10 protein-coding genes and 4 pseudogenes are annotated in these 17,893 nt (G+C 70.7%); 9 read left to right on the top strand and 5 right to left on the bottom strand.

All coding sequences use genetic code 11. The features are described 5' to 3' along the window. The first annotated feature begins 7 nt into the window (after nt 1-7). From NFU81_RS07580 to NFU81_RS07555, 6 genes and pseudogenes are all read left to right on the top strand, one after another. Nucleotides 8-8,005 (top strand): ricin-type beta-trefoil lectin domain protein, encoded by a 7,998-nt coding sequence (locus NFU81_RS07580; protein WP_251486342.1) that lies wholly within the window; start codon nt 8-10, stop codon nt 8,003-8,005. Beyond that, on the top strand, nt 8,002-8,469 hold the full coding sequence (locus tag NFU81_RS07575; RefSeq protein WP_251486339.1) for a hypothetical protein: 468 nt from the start codon (nt 8,002-8,004) through the stop codon (nt 8,467-8,469). The genes NFU81_RS07580 and NFU81_RS07575 overlap by 4 nt, the downstream gene beginning before the upstream one ends. A 115-nt stretch (nt 8,470-8,584) precedes the next feature. Beyond that, nucleotides 8,585-8,809 (top strand): hypothetical protein, encoded by a 225-nt coding sequence (locus NFU81_RS07570; RefSeq protein WP_251486337.1) that lies wholly within the window; start codon nt 8,585-8,587, stop codon nt 8,807-8,809. A gap of 446 nt (nt 8,810-9,255) precedes the next feature. Then, nucleotides 9,256-9,951: a hypothetical protein gene (locus tag NFU81_RS07565; RefSeq protein WP_251486334.1), complete on the top strand. Its 696-nt coding sequence runs from the start codon at nt 9,256-9,258 to the stop codon at nt 9,949-9,951. Between the two features lie 36 nt (nt 9,952-9,987). After that, nucleotides 9,988-10,284 (top strand): annotated as a pseudogene (locus tag NFU81_RS07560) (RNase A-like domain-containing protein); the annotation flags it as partial. A 104-nt stretch (nt 10,285-10,388) separates the two neighbouring features. Next, entirely contained in the window at nt 10,389-11,000 is a 612-nt protein-coding gene (locus NFU81_RS07555; RefSeq protein ID WP_251486410.1) for a contact-dependent growth inhibition system immunity protein, read from the top strand. Between the two features lie 53 nt (nt 11,001-11,053). Here the strand turns inward: NFU81_RS07555 and NFU81_RS07550 are convergent. The 3 genes and pseudogenes from NFU81_RS07550 to NFU81_RS07540 all read right to left on the bottom strand — a co-directional run. Beyond that, nucleotides 11,054-11,527: pseudogene (locus tag NFU81_RS07550) on the bottom strand (transposase family protein); the annotation flags it as partial. 84 nt (nt 11,528-11,611) lie between these two features. Beyond that, nucleotides 11,612-12,379: a hypothetical protein gene (locus NFU81_RS07545; protein WP_251486332.1), complete on the bottom strand. Its 768-nt coding sequence runs from the start codon at nt 12,377-12,379 to the stop codon at nt 11,612-11,614. 57 nt (nt 12,380-12,436) lie between these two features. Then, nucleotides 12,437-13,676: pseudogene (locus NFU81_RS07540) on the bottom strand (IS110 family RNA-guided transposase). Nucleotides 13,677-14,255: 579 nt separating this feature from the next. Between NFU81_RS07540 and NFU81_RS07535 the strand changes: the two are divergent. Then, on the top strand, nt 14,256-14,666 hold the full coding sequence (locus tag NFU81_RS07535; RefSeq protein WP_251486329.1) for a hypothetical protein: 411 nt from the start codon (nt 14,256-14,258) through the stop codon (nt 14,664-14,666). 382 nt (nt 14,667-15,048) lie between these two features. Here the strand turns inward: NFU81_RS07535 and NFU81_RS07530 are convergent, their stop codons facing one another. After that, entirely contained in the window at nt 15,049-15,261 is a 213-nt protein-coding gene (locus tag NFU81_RS07530; protein ID WP_251486326.1) for a hypothetical protein, read from the bottom strand. A gap of 179 nt (nt 15,262-15,440) precedes the next feature. Next, nucleotides 15,441-15,929 carry a carboxymuconolactone decarboxylase family protein gene (locus NFU81_RS07525; RefSeq protein ID WP_251486323.1) on the bottom strand — a complete coding sequence of 163 codons (489 nt, stop codon included), beginning with the start codon at nt 15,927-15,929 and terminating at the stop codon, nt 15,441-15,443. 122 nt (nt 15,930-16,051) lie between these two features. Here NFU81_RS07525 and NFU81_RS07520 point away from each other — a divergent pair. Both NFU81_RS07520 and NFU81_RS07515 read left to right on the top strand, forming a co-directional pair. Beyond that, nucleotides 16,052-17,035, top strand: a pseudogene (locus NFU81_RS07520) (pirin family protein); the annotation flags it as partial. Nucleotides 17,036-17,056: 21 nt separating this feature from the next. Next, nucleotides 17,057-17,392 (top strand): GNAT family N-acetyltransferase, encoded by a 336-nt coding sequence (locus NFU81_RS07515; protein WP_251486408.1) that lies wholly within the window; start codon nt 17,057-17,059, stop codon nt 17,390-17,392. The last annotated feature ends 501 nt before the right edge of the window (nt 17,393-17,893 follow it).

The following is a 17,893-nucleotide window of genomic DNA, read 5'->3' as shown; positions in this document are numbered from 1 at the left end:
ACTGACCGTGGGCGTCGCACTGGCAGGGGCGCTCGCCCTCCTGGTCCCGGCGGCGGCTGCTTCGACGGTCGGCCCGTACCGGTTCACCGGCACGGTGTGGAATCCCAAGGCGCTGCCCGCGACTCCGGCCGTCGGCGGCCATCCGCTGACCGCGGGGACGCCCGCGGCCGTCAAGGGCCGCACCGCACCGCGCAGTTACCAGGCCCGCACTCCGGCGTGGCCGGCGGCCGGCAGCGCCACCCTCGACCTGTCCCGGCAGACCGCCGCCGGACCGGTCAAGGCCGCGGGCCTTCCGGTGTGGGTGGCACCCGCTGCGGCGGGGAGGACGGCAGGCGGGAAGACGGCGGCCACGGCCGGCGCCCCCTCAGTCACGGTCCAGGTCGCCTCCCACGCGCAGACCCTGCGGGCCGGTGCGAACGGCATGCTGATCGGCGTCACCCCGAAGGCCGCGTCCGGCGCGGCGGGCGGCTCGCCCCGGGTGCAGGTCGTCGTCGACTACTCCGCGTTGGCCAAGGCGTACGGCGGCGGCTACGGCTCGCGGCTGCGCCTGGTCCAGTTGCCGGCGTGCGCCCTGTCGACCCCGGAACTGACCGCTTGCCAGAAGCAGACACCGCTGGCGTTCGGCAACCGCGTCGGCGCCCGGCAGCTGACGGCCACCGTGGACCTGGGCGCGACCGCGCCGGCCACCGGCGGTACGGCAGCCACCGCCACCGACTCCGCGCCGGCCGGGAAGGCCGCGCCCGCGAACACCTCCGCTCTGTCCGCCACGGCCGGGGTGGCCTTGGAGGTCACGTCGGGCAGCTCGGGCTCGCAGGGCGACTACACGGCCACGTCGCTGACCCAGTCGGGAGCGTGGCAGACCTCTGCCACCGGCTCGTTCACCTATTCGTACCCGGTCGACGTGCCCTCCGCGGTGGGCGGGGACGGGCCGGACGTGAGCCTGGACTACGACTCGCAGTCGCAGGACGGCGAGACCTCCGCGCGCAACTCGCAGTCGTCGTGGATCGGTGACGGCTGGTCCTACCAGCCCGGGTTCGTCGAGCGGTCCTACCGCGGCTGCGGGACGCTGCTGGACTCCGACGGCAAGAAGATCCTCAAGAAGTCGGGCGACGAGTGCTGGGGCGGGGTCAACGCGGCCCTGTCGTTCGGCTCGCACTCGGGGACGCTGGTGCCCACCGCCGTCGACTCGTCGGTGACCGGCGAGATCCGGGCGTGGAAGCTCCAGGGCGACGACGGCACCGTGGTGCAGGAGCTGTCGGGTGCGGCCAACGGCCTGCAGGACGGCACCTACTTCCGCGTGCTGACCCGGGACGGCACCGCCGCGTACTTCGGCGCCGAGCACGCGCCGAGCGGCGCCGGTACGTCGGCGACCGAGCCGGCCGCGCCCTCGGACTCCTCCACCGACTCCGCGTGGGGCGTGCCGGTCCTGCACCCGGTGTCCGGCGACCCGTGCTACGACTCGGCCAAGGGGAAGGCGTCCCGCTGCGACAAGCCCGAGGGCTGGCGCTGGAACCTGGACTTCGTCGTCTCGCCGGGCGGTTTCGTGCAGCGCTACGACTACGGCACCGAGAAGAACTACTACGACCTGGGCGGCGGGCAGGCGGCGACCGGCTCCGACGGCACCTTGGTGTCGTACACCCGCGGCGGCCATCTCACCTCGATCTCCTACGGCTACACCCTCGCCGACGAGAAGGCCGGCCGCACGCCCGCGGCGCAGGTGGACTTCGCGACCCAGCAGCGCTGCCAGACCACCTCCACGTTCACCGACTGCTCGGCCGGCAACCTCGACGACTCCACCGCGCCCCACTGGCCGGACGTGCCGTGGGACCTGCACTGCGACTCCACCGACAGCACGCACCTGCCGACCGGCTCGACCACCGTGCCGGCGGGGGTGTGCGTGACCGTCGCGCCGACGTTCTTCTCCACCGCGCGGCTGGACTCCATCACCACCGAGGTCCACGTCAAGGACAGCGGCACCGACAAGCTCCTGCCTGTCGACAGCTACCAGCTCGGACAGGTCTACTCCGACGCCGGCGGCACCGTCGACCCGGTCACCGGCACCACCGTCGACCCCAAGGACGCCGGCTCGCTGCAGGCCGTGATGTGGCTGCAGTCCATCCGGCACACCGGCAAGGACACCTACGGCAACGGCAACAGCGACATCGCCGTGAACCAGGTGTCGTTCACCGGCACCGAGATCGACAACCGGGTCGACGACTCCTCGCCGTCCGCACCGCCGCTGTACCACCCCAGGATCTCCTCCCTCCAGACGGAGACCGGCGAGGGCGTCACCGTCCAGTACAACCAGACGCCGTGCGCGGGCCTGACGCTGAACGCCGCGGCGGCCGCGGACAACACCAACTCCTGCTATCCGATGTACTGGACGGTTCCCGGCGCGTCCAAGCCGATCGCCGACTGGTTCAACAAGGTCACCGTGCACCAGGTCACCACCTCCGACCTGACGATCGCCTCCCAGTACCGGCCGGACGCGCAGAAACTCCCGGCCGGCTCCGAGGCGCAGGTCGCGACGTACTCCTACAGCGGGCCTGCCTGGCACCGCGACGACTCGGCACTTACCGACGACCAGTACCGCACGTGGGACGACTTCCGGGGCTTCCGCACCGTCACCGTGCAGAACGGCCAGGCGCCGGAACCGGTCACCCAGACGACCACCACGTATTTGCAGGGCATGGATGGGGACTACAAGGCCGACGGCACCCGCCGCTCGGTCGTGGTCACGGCGAACGTCGGCGGTGACACGGTCGAGACGGTCACCGACGCCGACAACCTGGCCGGCGCCGTGCTGGAGACCGACACCTGGTCCGCGGCCGGCGGCCGCATCGTCGCCGAGACCGTCAACGGCCCCTTCACCTCGACCACCACCGAGACCGCGGCGCAGGAGCCGTGGACGGACTGGACGCAGGAGGACAACCCCGGAGAGACCAGGCCGGCCCTCCACACCCTGCCGGATCTGGCCTCCTACCGGGCCAGGTCCGTCCGGACCAGCGATTACGACCTGCTGTCCGACGGCAGTTGGCGCCACACGCAGACCGACGCCGCCTACGACGCCCAGGGCCGGGTCTCGACGGTGGACGCGCACGGCGACATGGCGGTACCCGCGCAGGAGAAGTGCACCAGCACCTCGTACGCCGCGCCGGGGGCGTCGAACACCATGATGCTCGACTACGCCGACCAGACCACGGTGGTCTCCGGCCCCTGCGCCGCGCCGACGGCGTCCACCCTGCTGTCGGACCGCAGGGTCTACTACGACGGCGACGGGACGCCCGGCAACCTCGGCACCTTCGGCCAGCTCGGCCAGAGCGGTCGCGCCGCTCTCGGGCAGGTCTCCGCCGTACGGGTCGCCACCGGCTACACCGGCACCACCGAGAACTGGCAGACCAGCACGTCGATGGCCTACGACGGAGCCGGCCGGGTCGTGGACTCCTACGACATCACCGGGCAGCAGACCCACACCGACTACAGCCCGTCGTGGAGTTCCGCCGGCGGCAACACCAACCCCGTCGGGATCACCACGGTCAACCCCAAGCAGTGGAAGGACACCTCCGCGCTGGACCCGCTGCGGGGCCTGCCGACCGAGGACGTCGACGCCAACAACCGCGTCACCGACATCGCCTACGACGCGCTCGGCCGGCGGACCGCGGTGTGGCTGCCCGGCCGCGCGAAGTCGCAGAGCGCCAGCCTGACGTTCTCCTACGCCGTCAACCCCGGTGCGGTCCCCGCGCCGGGCGACACGATCACCTCGCCCGGGGCGCCGTCCGCGGTGACCACGAGGACGCTGCGCGAGGACGGCACATACGCCTCCTCGATCACCCTCTACGACGGCATGCTGCAGGCGCGGCAGACCCAGACCACCGCCGACTCCGACAGCAACTCCGGTCGCGTTGTCACCGACACCTTCTACGACTCGCACGGCTGGCCGACCGCGAGTTACGCGCCGTACTCCGAACCGACCTCGTTGCCCGGCACCACGCTGTTCGCGGCCAACGAGAACGAGGTGCCCGCCGAGACCACGAACGACTACGACGGCCTGGGCCGCGCGCTCACCACCACGGTGTGGCACCAGGGGCAGCAGCAGTGGCACACCTCCACCGCGTACCCGGGCGCCGACGAGACCGACAGCACCGGTCCGGCCGGCGGCCGTTCCACCGCGACGTTCACCAACGCGCTCGGGCAGACCACGAGCAGCGTGGTGGAGAACACCGGCACGACGGTGCAGCTGTCGAAGGGCCAGACCGTCCCGTCGGGCACCTCGCTGACCTCCGCCAGCGTGCGGCTGGCGATGCAGGCCGACGGCAACCTGGTGCTGTCGGGTCTGGCCACCGGCAAGACACTGTGGTCGTCCAACACCTCGGGCCACCCGGGCGCCTGGGCGACCTTCACGAGCGACGGCAACCTGGTGGTCTACGACACCAAGCAGGTCGTCCTGTGGTCGTCGGGCACCGGCGGCACCGGCAGCGTGCTGCAGGTCCGGAACGACGCCGACCTGGCGGTGTACACCGCCGCCGGTACCGTTGCCTGGTCGTCCGGCTCCGCCGGGCAGGCGAGTACCGCCGACGCCACCACGCGGTACACCTACTGGCCCTCGGGCCAGGTCGCCTCGGTGAAGGACACCGCAGGCAACACCTGGTCCTACGGCTACGACCTGCTGGGAAGGCTCACCCACCAGAGCGACCCGAACACCGGCACCAGCACCTTCGACGCGTACGACACCGCCGGCAACCTGCTGCAGATGACCGACTCGCGCGGCCAGGTGCTGTCCTACGCCTACGACTGGGACAACCGGGTCACCGCCGAGTACGGCAGCGCCTGGTCGGCGACGCCCGACCCCGCCAAGGAGCTGGCCTCGCGGGTCTACGACACCCTGGCCAAGGGCTACCCGACGTCCTCCACCCGCTACGTGAACGGCGCCACCGGCACGGGCAGCAAGGCGTACACCGAGGCGGTCACCGGCTACAACACCGCCTACCAGCCGCTGGGTTCGTCGCTGACGCTGCCGGCCGCGGACGGATTCGCCGCCGCGGGCCAGACCGCCCCGCCCGCCGGCGGCTCGGTCACCTACACCACCACGAGCACGTACACGCCCACCGCCGGCCTGCTGTCATCCACCCACTACGAGGCCGACGGCAAACTGCCCGCTGAGGACGTGGACTTCGGCTACACCCAGCAGGGCAACCTCGACTCCTTCGGCGGCTTCATCAACAACTCCAACACCCCCTCCTACCTCGACACCACCGTCCACGACCCGTTCGGAAGGGTCCAGCAGGCCAACTACGGGCCCACCGGCAAGGAACTGGCGACCTTCGCCCAGTACGACGCCACCACCGGGCGCACCGTCCAGACCTCCAGCATGCTGCAGACGTCCAGCACGGCCCTGGACGTGGTGAACTACCGCTACGACCAGTCCGGCCAGCTCACCGCGATCGACGACCTGCAGAACAACACCACGCACGACACGCAGTGCTTCAGCTACGACTCCTTCCAGCGGCTGACCGCCGCGTGGACCGACACCGGGGGCATCACCGATCCCGGCACCGTCCCGCCCGGCGTGGTCGGCGGCTGCCTGAACGCCTCGGTGCAGACCACCGGCACCGCCCCGGTCAGGACCACGACCGTCGGCGGCCCGGCACCGTACTGGCAGACCTACACCTACGACCTGCTGGGCGACCGCACCGGCATGGTCGGCCACGACGCGACCGGCAACGCCCTCAACGACACGACGCAGACCACCGCGTACACCGGCACGAACGGCACCACCGCCGCGGCCCGACCGGACGAGGCGCAGGCCACCACCACGGCCAACCCGGCCACCGGCAGCGCCACGTCGACGCCGGCGTACACCGACCCCACGCGCGGCAACGTCGACGCAGGCGACACCACCAGCCGCAAGGTCACCTCCACCGGTCCGCTGGTCACCGCCTTCACCCTCAGCGGCGGCGGCACCAAGTGCGTCGAGGACGCGTCGTCGTCCACCACCGCGGGCGCCAAGGTGCAGATCAACACCTGCGGTACCTCCGCCGGCCAGAAGTGGTCGCTGGGCAGCGACAACACCGTGCGGGTGCAGGGCCTGTGCCTGGACACCACCGGCAACGCCGTCACCGCCGGCTCCAAGATCGTCATCGACACGTGCAGCGCCGACACGACCCAGAAGTGGAAGCGCACCACCACGGGCACGCTGGTCAGCGCCGCCGCCCCGACACTGTGCCTGACCGACCCGGCGGCCAGCGCCACCAACGCGACCCAGCTGACGCTGGCCACCTGCGGCAGCGCGGGACAGACGTGGACCGACGCCGCCACCGGCGCGATCCCGGCCGGGCAGACGCAGACCTTCGCCTACGACGCCGAGGGCCGCACCGCCACCGTCTCCACCGGCAACGGCACCCACACCACCAGCAGTTCGTACCTCTACGACGCTGACGGCACCCTGCTGGAGCAGACGGCGTCCACCGACGGCACATCGACGACCCGGATCCTCTACCTGTTCGGTGGCGCCGAGCAGATCACGCTCAACGTAGCCGCCAAGACCTTCACCGGCCTGCGCAACTACACCGGGCCCGACGGCACCACCGTCACCCGCTCCAGCAGCGGCAGCGTCACCTACCAGGTCGGCGGCCTTCAGGGCACCGCCACCACTGCCGTCGACGCCGGAACGCTGGCCGTCACGCGCCGCTACTACGACCCCTACGGCAACCTCCGCGGCACCAGGCCCGGTTCGTGGGTCGCACCGGACGAGAACCGCGGCTTCCTGGGCCTGCCCACCGACGCCGCCACCGGCCTCGACCTGCTCGGCGCCCGCGACTACGACCCCGTCCTCGGACGCTTCCTGACACCCGACCCGCTCTTCCAGGCCGGCGACCCCAACCAGATGGGCGGTTACACCTACGCCGCCGACAACCCCGTCAACGGCTCCGACCCCAGCGGATACGACGACTGGTACAACGACCCGACGATGAACGTCTGCGTCATCGACTGCAACTCCGGCGGCGGCCACAACGGTGGCGGCGGCGGTGGCGGCCACCACGGCGGTGGCGGTGGTGGCGGTGGCGGCGGTGGCGGTGGCGGCGGCTCGGACTCTGCCCACTCCGGTGGCGGCTCGGGGCACCACCACACCTCGTTCCTCGGAAAGGTCGGCAACTTCTTCAAGGGCGCGACCAACACCGTCGCCGAGGGCATCAACCCCGACTGCTACATCGGGGCCGTCTGGAGCGCGGCCGCCGACTACTGCAACGACGTCTTCAACGGCGACTTCAAGGACACCGACTCCTACAAGACCGGCCAGATCTTCACCTGGATCGGCACTGCCGGCCTCGGCGGATGGGCGTCGGAGGGCGCGGAGGCCAAGGCGGCCGAGGAGAGCGCCGCCGAGGAGGAGTCCGCCGCGGCCGGAGCGAAGAAGGCGGAGAAGGACGGCGCCAAGTCCAAGGCGCCGACCGCCGGGAGCAAGGCGGCGGCCGAGGCCTCCGGCGACGGCAGCCTGCCCACCCACGACGACTGGGAACGCGACCCGTCGATGAACAAGGCGGCCTCGCCCAGCGACATCGACACCGGGGTGCCCGGCAAGACCATCAAGACCCGCACGCCGAAGAAGGTCTACCGTGGAGAGTACGGCAAGGACCGCGGCCCGCAGCACGTCTTCAACGAGGGCTTCAAGGCCAGGCCCGGCAAAGCGACGCTCAAGGACTACGTCTGGTGGAAGAAGCCTGCCAACGTGGTGAGCACCTCGCTGCGCGAGGGGGCGTCCGCCGGATTCACCCTCAGCAGTCAGCGCAACATCTGGAGCGGCTGGATGTACGAGATCCATTCGCCGGTACCCGGCGTCGACGTCAACGCCTCGCTCGGCATCAAGGCCTCCGTCTTCTCCGCCGAGAAGGAGATCGCCTACGTGGGGGAGGTCGAGGCCAGGTACATCTACCGGGCGCGCCCCTACTCCGGCGGGAGGCCCTCGGGCCCCTGGGAGAACAACCCGGGTTTCGAGGAACGGAAGTGACGGGCCCCTTCGAGGTCCCGGTCCTGGGGCCCGCGGGAGAGGTGGACGCGTGGGAGTTCACCGGCAGCGAGACCGCTGACGTCTGCACTCTCACGGCCACCGCCCCCGCGGGCGGCACCTGGAGCGGCGAGGGCGACGACTGGTTCGACGCGCTTCGCGCCGTCCGGGTCGCCCTGGACGGCGACGGGTTCCTGCCGCTGTGCGCCGGCGCCCGGCTGAATGCCGGCAGCTCGGGAATGCTGGCCGACACCACGCGGGGCAGGTACGTGTACCTGCTGGAGCCGCGCCGCACCCCGAGGAAGCCCGTGTGGATCTTCGCCCCCGCGGAGCCGGACGAGGTCGCGAGTGTCGCCGACCAGGAAGCCTTCTTCGAGCGCTGGCTGTCCGCGCCACCGCGGCGGAACCTGCTGGAACCCGTCGCCGGGCTGCTGCGCGAGGCGTGGTTCCGCGTCCGCTACCGGTAGGGGGCGGCAGCCCGGTGTGCGGGTGCTGGGGGAGTGGGGTGAGGCGGTGGGGGGCCGGGGCGTGATCCCGGCATAATGGCTGCTCGCGCGGAGCGGTGACAGGAAGGGGCGTTTCATGGAGGGGTCCGGGACCCAACGGCGCGTGCCGCCGCCCGAACTGGCCGACGAGGCACGCAGAAACCCTGGCGGCTGGGTCTTCGAGATCGACGGCGACATGGTGGCCGACCCCTACGGCGACGTACCGCCCGAGGCGGTCATCGGCGCGTGGAAGGTCGACCGCCGCGGCGCCCTCTCCGGCGAGTACGAGGCGAACCCGAACTACCGGCCGCCGCCGGGGTAGCACGTCCGCCGGCGCCGCCGCGGGACGTGCAGGCCGGACGGTTCGGGGCGCCGGGGTGGCCGAGCGGGGCGGTCACGGCGCCGGCGGCCCCGTGCGTGCCGAAAGTTCCATCTGCACAGGGCAGTAGGCGTTTCGGCGATCTGTGCCGGTTGTAAAGGACAGGGTTGTTTGAACGTGTTCATGCCGTGCCTGACCTTCCGTTGAGCGCGTTCAAGCGGATCCGTATTCGGTGCTCACCCGGGATGAGGTCCTAGTGGTGCTGAGGTGCACGGATGAGGTTCTCGGCAGGGACAGGGTCGCACGCCATCGACAGGCACGTCGCCAAGACCCGCATGTCACCGAGATGCACGGTGTCAAGTTCGCGCTGAAGTACGCGCCCGGTATGAAACCGCCGTTCGTCGTCAACACGTCCTATCCCGCATGACGCGCAGCCCGAAGAGGACCGCATGATCGACCAGGAGCACTACGACTACCAGCGCCTTTCGGGTGCCCGGATCCTGCTGGAGGGAGTCGATCTGCGACCGGGGGTCGAGCCCACGGACATCGCGGCGCGCAAGGCCCTGGTGGAGCCGATGATCCGGGCGCTGTGGGACCTGTGGGAACGCGGTGGCCGGGCACTGCACGAGGTCGCAGCGGAGCTGTACGCGGCGGCCGACCTGATGGAGTCGGGCCAGGACGCCCCCCTGAAGGGCATCACGGGAACGCCCGAGGTGTTGCGGGAGATCGCCGAGTACGTCGCCACGTGGAACGTGGGTTCTTCCGCCAGGGTGGCCCACGCCACGCCGACCAGCGTGGAGCTCGCCTTCCGTGTACCGCAGTTGCTGGACATGCTGGTCGTCTACTACGGCCAGGACGGCCTGGCGCTGGAGGACGACTCGCTCTCCCCGCGCGAGGGCCTGCAGTTGGCCGTCGCCAGCTACCACCCCCTGTGCCTGTGGTGGCTGCCGCACATGGCTGCCGAGTGCCAGGAAGCGCTGGCCGTCTTCCAGACCGAGGAGGCGCTGGAGCGCTTCTTCGAGGTGGAGCACGCCGTCGGGACGCCCGGCCTGCCGTGGCTGGAGTGGCTGCCGCTGATCATCGACGTCTTCGGCGAGCACATGCGCGCCCATCACCCGCCGAGGTGGGTGCACACCTCCCGCTGACCCCCCCGAGGACCCGGAACCGACAGGCGGCAGACAATGCGTACCCGTAGCTCCAGCTATCCCGACCGGGAGACGGCACAGTGGTGCACGCAGCAGGTCATCACCGGGAACGAGCAGGCCATCCACCGGTGGCTCGCGCAGGGGACGCGGCAGCGGTTGACGCTGGAGGCCGCGTGGCCGTCGCGGGAGGAGGCGGTGGGGCGGGTGCTGATCGACGCGATGATGTACGCCGGGCGCGGGCCGGTGGACGTGCGGGCGGCGCGGGTCGTGCTGCGGCGGGAGGCGGCGAGCGAGCACGGGTGCGTCGTGCACGCGACCTTCCCCGTGTACCTCTTACCGTCCACGTCCCCGCCCGCACCCGAGGAGGGCCGCTGCTCATGGAGCCGCTGCAACACGACCGCAGCTACGGTGAGTTGGACCAGGTGATGCGCGCGTAGCTGGGGCAGCCCGCCGATGACACCGACGACACGCCCGGGGCCGCGCTCCGGGCGTATCTGCGGCACACCTGGCACACCCGGCCCTGGGCGCTGGCCACGGCGGAGCGCCAGCTCAGGGAGTACGCGCGCAATCCGCCCGGGCGGTTGCGGCACGAACTGGGCGAGTTCTACCCGGTGCCGGACACCGGTGTGCCGGGCCCGGGCGTCCAGGAGTGGCTGCTGAGGCTCGCCGGCCACATCGCGCGCAGCGTCACCGAGGGCGTGGTGCCGCCGCCCGATGTGCCGCAGACCCACTGGGAGTGGCATGCCCGCTTCCCCGAGCTGGCCCAACTGCTCGGCGGCTGGTTCTCGCAGGACATGCCGGACGAGTTCGACGACCACGACGCGGCCCTCGCCGACTACCTGTCCGGCACCGCCTCCGCCCTGGTCGCCCGCCTCACGGGCGAACTCCACGAACTCCTGGCCCTCGTCCCGGACGACGCCGACCTCGCCCTCGCCGCGGCCACCCTGGGCCTGGAGGTCCAGCCCCCGCCCCCCTACACCCCCGCCGCCTGGCTGTCCCACCTCGCCACCGCGCTCACGGCGGCCGGGGGAGCGGCCGGTGCTAGCTGACCCGTAGAGAGGCCGCGCGTCCTCCCTGGGCACCGTCGCACGGCCGCGCACGCCCCGCATGCGCGGTTGGCCGCTGTGAGGCCCGCTGACCTATCCGGGTTACGGTTCCCGGCGAGCGGCCGGCCGACCACGACGACCAGGCGGGTGCCGGCGTCGATGACGACCTGGTGGTTGGTGGAGTACCGGTAGTTCTTCGACCGCTCGGCGATCGTGTGGTCCCGGGTGGGGACCAGAGTGGCGTCCACGATGAGCACAGTGTCCTTGGCGAACCGCTTGCAGGGCTGGAGCGCGAGCATCGGCCCGAGGTGGTCGATGATGCGGTCCGCCGCCGACTTGGACACCCCGAACAGCCGGGCGAGTTGCCGCATGGTCAGGTTCGTGCGCCAGTAGGCCGCGACCAGCAGGGCTCGGTCCTCCAGCGGAAGGCTCCACGGCCGGCCCTTGCGGACAGCGTCCGCCCCCTGGCGCCTCAGAACGGTCACCAGCTTCCCGAACTGCCTCGGGCTCAGCCCGCTGAACAGGTCTATCCAGACACCTCACGGCGCCAAGCCGTCAAGCGGGACAGTGGGCACCAGCTCACTGTTCGATTTCGAGGGCCCTGCCGGTGGTCATCAGAGAGCGTCCTTGGTGTGGCCTCGGGCGAAGTCCCATGGGGCGGGTGCATTGGCGGCCGCGTACTCGTCTGCGATGCCGAAGACACTCCCGCATCTTGGGCATTCCGCCTGGCCGAACAGGTGCGTCAGGCCCCAGGCGAGCCGTTGCTGGCCATCCCGTACGGCCGGCTCGTGCAACATCCTCCCGGTGCCGGTCAGCTCGTGCGGGACGGCTGGCCGGAGGGGGACCTGGTGGACATCCCCCAGATTCCAGTCTCGGATCGAGGAGTAGCAGCCGTAGTCGCCAACCGCGATCGTCACCGGTGCGTCGCAGTGCGGACACGCGACAGTGACGAAGGAATCGGTGAAGTCGTCCAGGGCCTCGAACCACAAGGTCTGGCCGTCGAACGCGAGCATGGCCCGCAGCCGGCTCAGGTAGACCTTCCCGTCCAGGCCAGACCGCAGCCGGGCGGCGGCCATGGCGCGAAGCTCGGCCAAGGTCGCCGCACAGCGGGCGACTTCTTCGTCGGCGCCGTGAGGTTGAAGGAGGCCACCCGCTATGGCTCCGGCCAGATCGAGGGCCCAGTCCCCGGCGTCCTCGGTCTTCGCGATGTCCGCGAGCTTCGGCAGTGCGGCGATGCTCGCCGGGGTGATCGTCCCCTGGTGGCATAAGCGCCCCCAAAGCCAGTCGATGGCCTCCTGGTCACGACCGATGGCTCGGTCCAGCAACCCGGGTATCGCGTGTGCCGGGCCGTAGGCGTCGTGGAGTGTGGACCAGTCGATCATCCGGTGATTCAAGCACGCTGCGGAGCGACCTCTGGGGGCGGTGAGTCGTGAGCGGGATCACTTACGCCACCGCCAGTGCTGGGGCCTGCGGCGCCGGAACGCGGTGTGCTCATCGAACAGGCGGCGGTTCTTGAGGCAGTGGTGGAGCTGGCCTAGCATCCGGTTGAACAGATTGCGCTGGCCAGCGGCGTGCCAGTCTCCGTGGTCGTCACGTCGCCGCCGGTAGTGGGCTTTGGCACCGGGCGAGGCAGTGATTGCTGAGAACGCCCAGAGGTAGCCGGCGTGGTTGAGCCGGTCGTTCTTCACCCATCGTCTGGTGACGCTGGACTTCTTGCCGGAGGCCCGGGTGACGGGTGAGGCGCCCGCGTAGGCCTTCAGGCCGCGGGCGTCCGCGAAGCGGGTGCGGTCGTCTCCGATTTCGGCCAGCACCCGCGCGGCAAGCTGGATACCGAGGCCGGGGAAGCTGAGGATAATTTCGGAGTCTGGGTGTTGCGGGAACGCCTCCTCGACAGCCCTGGGCGAGGTCGGCGGCGGTGCAGGCGGCCGTGAGCTGTCCGAGTAGGGCGAGCGTCTGCTTGCCGAGCGCATCCTCGACAAGCTCGGGCTGACGGGCACAGTCGGTGCGGAATGCCTCGCGCAGCCGCTCGACGTCCGACTCGATGCCGCGCTTGCGGCCCGCACGCTTGAGAGCCGCCGTGATCTGGGTGCGAGTCAGGCTCGCGGCCTTGGCCGGTGTCGGCGCGAGCTTCATCAGCTCGCGGGCCTCCGGTCGGCACAAGCCGTTGTCCCACTTTGCGAAGGCATCCAGAGCGGCGGGGTAGTACTCGCGCAGCAGGGAGCGGAGCTGGTTGGCGACCTGCTGCCGGTTCCAGACCGCGTCCTGCTGAGCGCGGGCCAGTACGGCAATGGCGCGGGCCAGGTCGCTGTCGTTCGGCAGCGGCCGGTGGGCATGCATATCCGTGCGCAGGATGTTCGCCAGGACCAGGGCATCGCCGGGGTCGGACTTCTTGCGGGAGACTGCGTGCCGGTCGCGGTAGCGGGCGGCAGCCATCGGGTTGATCGCGAACACCTTCCGCTTGCCTGCCCGCAGCACCGCGACCAGCAGACCGCGGGAGGTCTCGATCGCGACCGGGATCGGGGTCTCCTCGGTGTCGCCGTACTCGGCGAGCAGGTCCATCAGGTTCCTGTAGCCGGCCGCGTCGTCGGTGATGTGTCGCTTCGCAAGTAGCTGGCCGGTGTCATCGACCAAGGCAACGTCGTGTGTCCTCTCGGCCCAGTCGATGCCGCAGTAGATCAACTTCTCCTCCCCAGAGGTGCGGTGTTTGCCCAGGTTGCGAGCGCATGCGGGCCACGCAGCGACCTAATTCCAGGACTCGTCCATCCGGTCGGTCCGCCACCTCACTAGCCGTTCGTGGCACCAGCGCACCCCACGGGCCCCGGTCTCCTCGGGAGCTCTGACGGCTCTGGAGTATCAGGAGGTCACCGTGCGGCGGGCTCGCACCACCAACACCAACGAGTGATCAAGCGGACAGTGTTGACGGTGGCGGCGACCTCGAAGACACCGAGCGCCGCCGCTCTGGATAAAGGGATCGAGTGCCCAGACGGCTCCAGGCGTACGGTCGGTGCCCGCGAGGCTGCCACCACCTGCACTGTGGAGAGCAGGGATGAGAGAAGGGCATCGGCCCCAGCGCTCGAACGGACTGGTGGCAACCCCCGGCTCCCACGGCCCGTTACCAAGGAATTAGGACGGCTCCGACGCCGTGATCACACCAGCCACGGCGAGATCGTCTCATCGTGATCATGGTGCGGGGCCGCCAGCCTCTGACGGGACACATCTCGGTCGCCCGGACGGATTCGGCATGAGAGCCTCACGCCCGTGGCTACTGAAACCGAGGTGGGAGAGCTGTTGCACCAGCGCGGCTGGAGGACGTTCACGGTCACTGAAAGGGTGAACGCGTGGGCTGCCCTGGTGAGCTCCATCGAGCGCGGCTACGGCGACGACATCTACGAGTACACCAACGACCTCTACTGCCGAAACTGGCTGCACGAGGCGTGGCTCCTGCTGGACGAACACGTCGTCCAGCTCTGGACCCCGCGGATCAAAGCCTTGGACGCCCGGTACAAGGTCGCGACCATCGACGACGGCGGCCAGGCACTCGATCAGTTCCACAGGCTGCCCGGCCCTGACCTGTGGTGGTGGCGGCGCCACCCCCGCATCCTCACCGGAGACCTCGGGCGTTCGCTTCGCTCGGCCGGTGCCGTCGGCGCCGACCCGGACACGGTATGACCCTCAGCCTCGTGGGATTAGCGCTCAACCCGAGTTTTCACGCGGGACAGGCCTCCCACACGCCCCAGGTCTCCGCGGGCACCGCAAGCAAACCGCGGCCGATCCTGCGGGGAGGTGGCCAACCCGAGGTCTCCTCGACTCGATGAGTATGCGAACGCGGCTGACGGACGCCTGGATTCCTGCAGCCGTCCGGCGGGCGAAGCGGCCGCTGCGGTGTTCCTCACGGCTTGTACCACCGCCCTGAGTATTACGCCGTGGTGACCGAAGGTCTGCGGACTGCAGGAGCAATGCCTGGCGCGGCACGCGCATCCGCAACGCGTGCCACCGCTGTCGGATGCGGTTGCCCATGACAGCGGGCGGCGTTGTGGGCGTGGCCGGACTTTCAGGCGTTGGGCTGCTCCACCTGGTGCCAGCCTTCGGCTGAGCGCGTGAAGAGCATGATGCGGTAGACCTCGCGCGTCCAGACCGTCGCGCCCGCTCCGTAGCCGGCGAGTTCGGCGAAGGCTTCGTCCTCCGAGTCGAAGGAGTATTTGCGGCCGTTTGCGTCCCTGACCATCCACTCCCGGCCGGGCAGGCCGCTCGCACCCATCGCCACGGGTCATTCCGTTCTCTCGCGGTTCTCAGCCGGCGCGGGATCCGCGCGGAGGCCCGACCCTATGCCGTGCGGTCGGGTTTCGGCGAAGGGGTATCCGTGGCCTCCGGAGGGGAGGTGGCGCGGGGCGGGCGGGGCGCGACCCTGCGGTGCCCGCGCCCGGCGAGTCTCCGGCGGGCCGCTCAGGCCGCGGGATGCGGGCGCACGGGGTGCTTGCTCAGTATGGACACCCGGTTGAAGGCGTTGATGGTGATCGCCACCCAGATGACCGCGGAGATCTCGTCGTCGGTCAGGGCCTCGCGGGCGGATGCGTAGGCGTCCTCCTGCACGGCGGCGTCCGCAGGAGAGGCGGTCGCCTCCGCGAGTGCGAGCGCCGCGCGCTCACGCGGGGTGAACAGCTCGGTGTCCCGCCACGCCGGCAGCACGCCCAGGCGCCGCACGTCCTCGCCGGCCTGCAAGGCCGCCCTGGTGTGCGTGGACAGGCAGTAGGCGCAGCCGTTGATCTGCGACACGCGCAGGTTGACCAGTTCGACGAGTATCCGCTCCAGCCCCGCATCCGCGGCGACCGCGCGGACCACGCCGGCGCTCTCGCGGAAGGCGCGGTAGGCCTGCGGGCTCTGCTTGTCGATGAAGACCCGCTGCCGCGTCCGCTCGTGCTCCACGTCATCCATCTGAACTCCCCTTCGGCGATCCGCTGCCGACCCCGTTTCCCGGTGCCCGTCGCGACCCGCGAGCATGTCCTATGGTGGCATAGTAGTTGAATGTGCAATTGTATTGAGGGAGGCGTCGTACGGTGAGCAGTACCGAGAGTGACCCCGCCGGGCTGCTCCGCGGTGACGCGGGGGAGGAAGGCCCGGCACGGCAGGGGACGCACGTGGAGGTTCTGACCGCGCGGGACGTCCCCCTCGGCGGTCCGCGGGCGATGACGGTGCGGCGCACTCTGCCGCAGCGGGCACGGACGACGATCGGCGCCTGGTGCTTCGCCGACCACTACGGTCCCGACAGCGTCGCCGAGTCGGGCGGGATGGACGTCGCGCCGCATCCGCACATCGGGCTGCAGACGGTGAGCTGGCTGTTCAGCGGCGAGATCGAGCACCGGGACAGCCTGGGCACCCACGCGTACGTGCGGCCCGGCGAGCTGAACCTCATGACCGGCGGCCACGGCATCTGCCACTCGGAGGTCTCAACCGCAGCGACCAGCGTCCTGCACGGCGTGCAGCTGTGGGTCGCGCTACCTGCGGGCAGCCGCGACGTCCCCCGGGACTTCCAGCACCACGTGCCGCGCCCGGTTCCGATCGACGGAGGCGAGGCCAGGGTCTTCCTCGGCTCCCTGGCCGGCGACACCTCGCCGGTACCCACCTTCTCCCCCCTCCTGGGCGCCGAGATCATCGTGCACCCGGGTGCGACCGCCGTCCTCGCGGTCGACCCCGGCTTCGAGCACGGCCTCCTCGTCGACAGCGGGACCATAAGCTTCGCCGGAACACCGCTGCGTCCGGCCGAACTGGGCTACCACGCCCCCGGAACCGGGACGCTGACCCTCACCAACACCGGCGAAACCCCGGCCCGGACGATACTGCTGGGCGGGACGCCCTTCGACGAGCAGATCGTGATGTGGTGGAACTTCGTCGGCCGCAGCCACGAGGAGATCGTCGCGGCTCGGGAGGCGTGGCAGCGCAACTCCGGCAGGTTCGGCCGCGTCGAGGGCTACGACGGCGACCGTATCCCGGCCCCCGTCCTGCCCAACGCCACCCTCACCCCGCGCCGGAACCCCGAGCGCCCCACCCCTGAAAGGCAGACGATGACATCGCCGACCGACCCGGTCGTGGAACTCGCGGAAATCCGGCAGCGTTACGAGATCCTGGCCGACGGCCGGCTCGCCGGTTTCACCGAATACCGCGACCGTGGCGTGCAGCGGGTGTTCTTCCACACCGACGTGGACGCGGCCTTCGCCGGGCGAGGCCTGGCCTCGGTGCTCGTCCAGCAGGCCCTCAGCGACGTGCGGAAGTCAGGTATGCGCATCGTGCCCGTCTGCCCCTACGTGGCGAAATTCCTGCAGAAGCACGACGAGTTCGCCGACATCACCGACGTGGTGACGCCGGAGATCCGGCACTGGCTCCGCACGCAGCTCGACTGACCGAACAGCGCAGAGGCAGCTACGGCCTGGGGGCGCGACTGGCCCACCGCGATCGCCGTGTATCCCGGACCGAACCGAACCGAACCGAACCGAACCGGATCGGCGGCGCCGCGCCCGAGCGTATCGGGCGCGCCGGGACCCGCCGCCTCGTCGCCTGGCGCCGGGAGCGGGATGTGCGGCACGGACGTCACTGCGCCGCCGGTTCGGCGATCTGGCGTTCCTGTGGCGTGAGGCCGGCCTGGCGGTGGTGGCGCCCGCGGCGCGGAGCGCCGGAGGAGAGAGGCCGGCGGCCGCCGCGGGACTGGGGTCGACCCCGGCGCGAGCGGCGTGGGAACGCGGTTGTCCGGGGGGCGGGCCGGCGGTCGTGAGGAGCGCGCGGTCGCTCGGTGTGAACCGAACTTTGTCGTTGCCGAGTTGGTGATCGAGCACCATGATCTGGTGGCGCAGCGCGAGGATCTCCGTATCCCGCTCCCGATCGCTCATGGGGAGCAGGCGCAGCAT

The organism is Actinacidiphila cocklensis, from assembly GCF_907177275.1.
In the GTDB taxonomy this organism is placed as follows: Bacteria; Actinomycetota; Actinomycetes; order Streptomycetales; family Streptomycetaceae; genus Actinacidiphila; species Actinacidiphila cocklensis.
This window is presented reverse-complemented; position numbering and strand designations above follow the sequence as displayed.

What these genes read in the sequence shown, in the direction of transcription:
- NFU81_RS07570 (WP_251486337.1), top strand. Translation starts at nt 8,585, where the DNA reads ATGGAGGGGTCCGGGACCCAACGGCGCGTGCCGCCGCCCGAACTGGCC.
- NFU81_RS07565 (WP_251486334.1), top strand. Translation starts at nt 9,256, where the DNA reads ATGATCGACCAGGAGCACTACGACTACCAGCGCCTTTCGGGTGCCCGG.
- NFU81_RS07545 (WP_251486332.1), bottom strand. Translation starts at nt 12,379, where the DNA reads ATGATCGACTGGTCCACACTCCACGACGCCTACGGCCCGGCACACGCG.
- NFU81_RS07525 (WP_251486323.1), bottom strand. Translation starts at nt 15,929, where the DNA reads ATGGATGACGTGGAGCACGAGCGGACGCGGCAGCGGGTCTTCATCGAC.
- NFU81_RS07515 (WP_251486408.1), top strand. Translation starts at nt 17,057, where the DNA reads ATGACATCGCCGACCGACCCGGTCGTGGAACTCGCGGAAATCCGGCAG.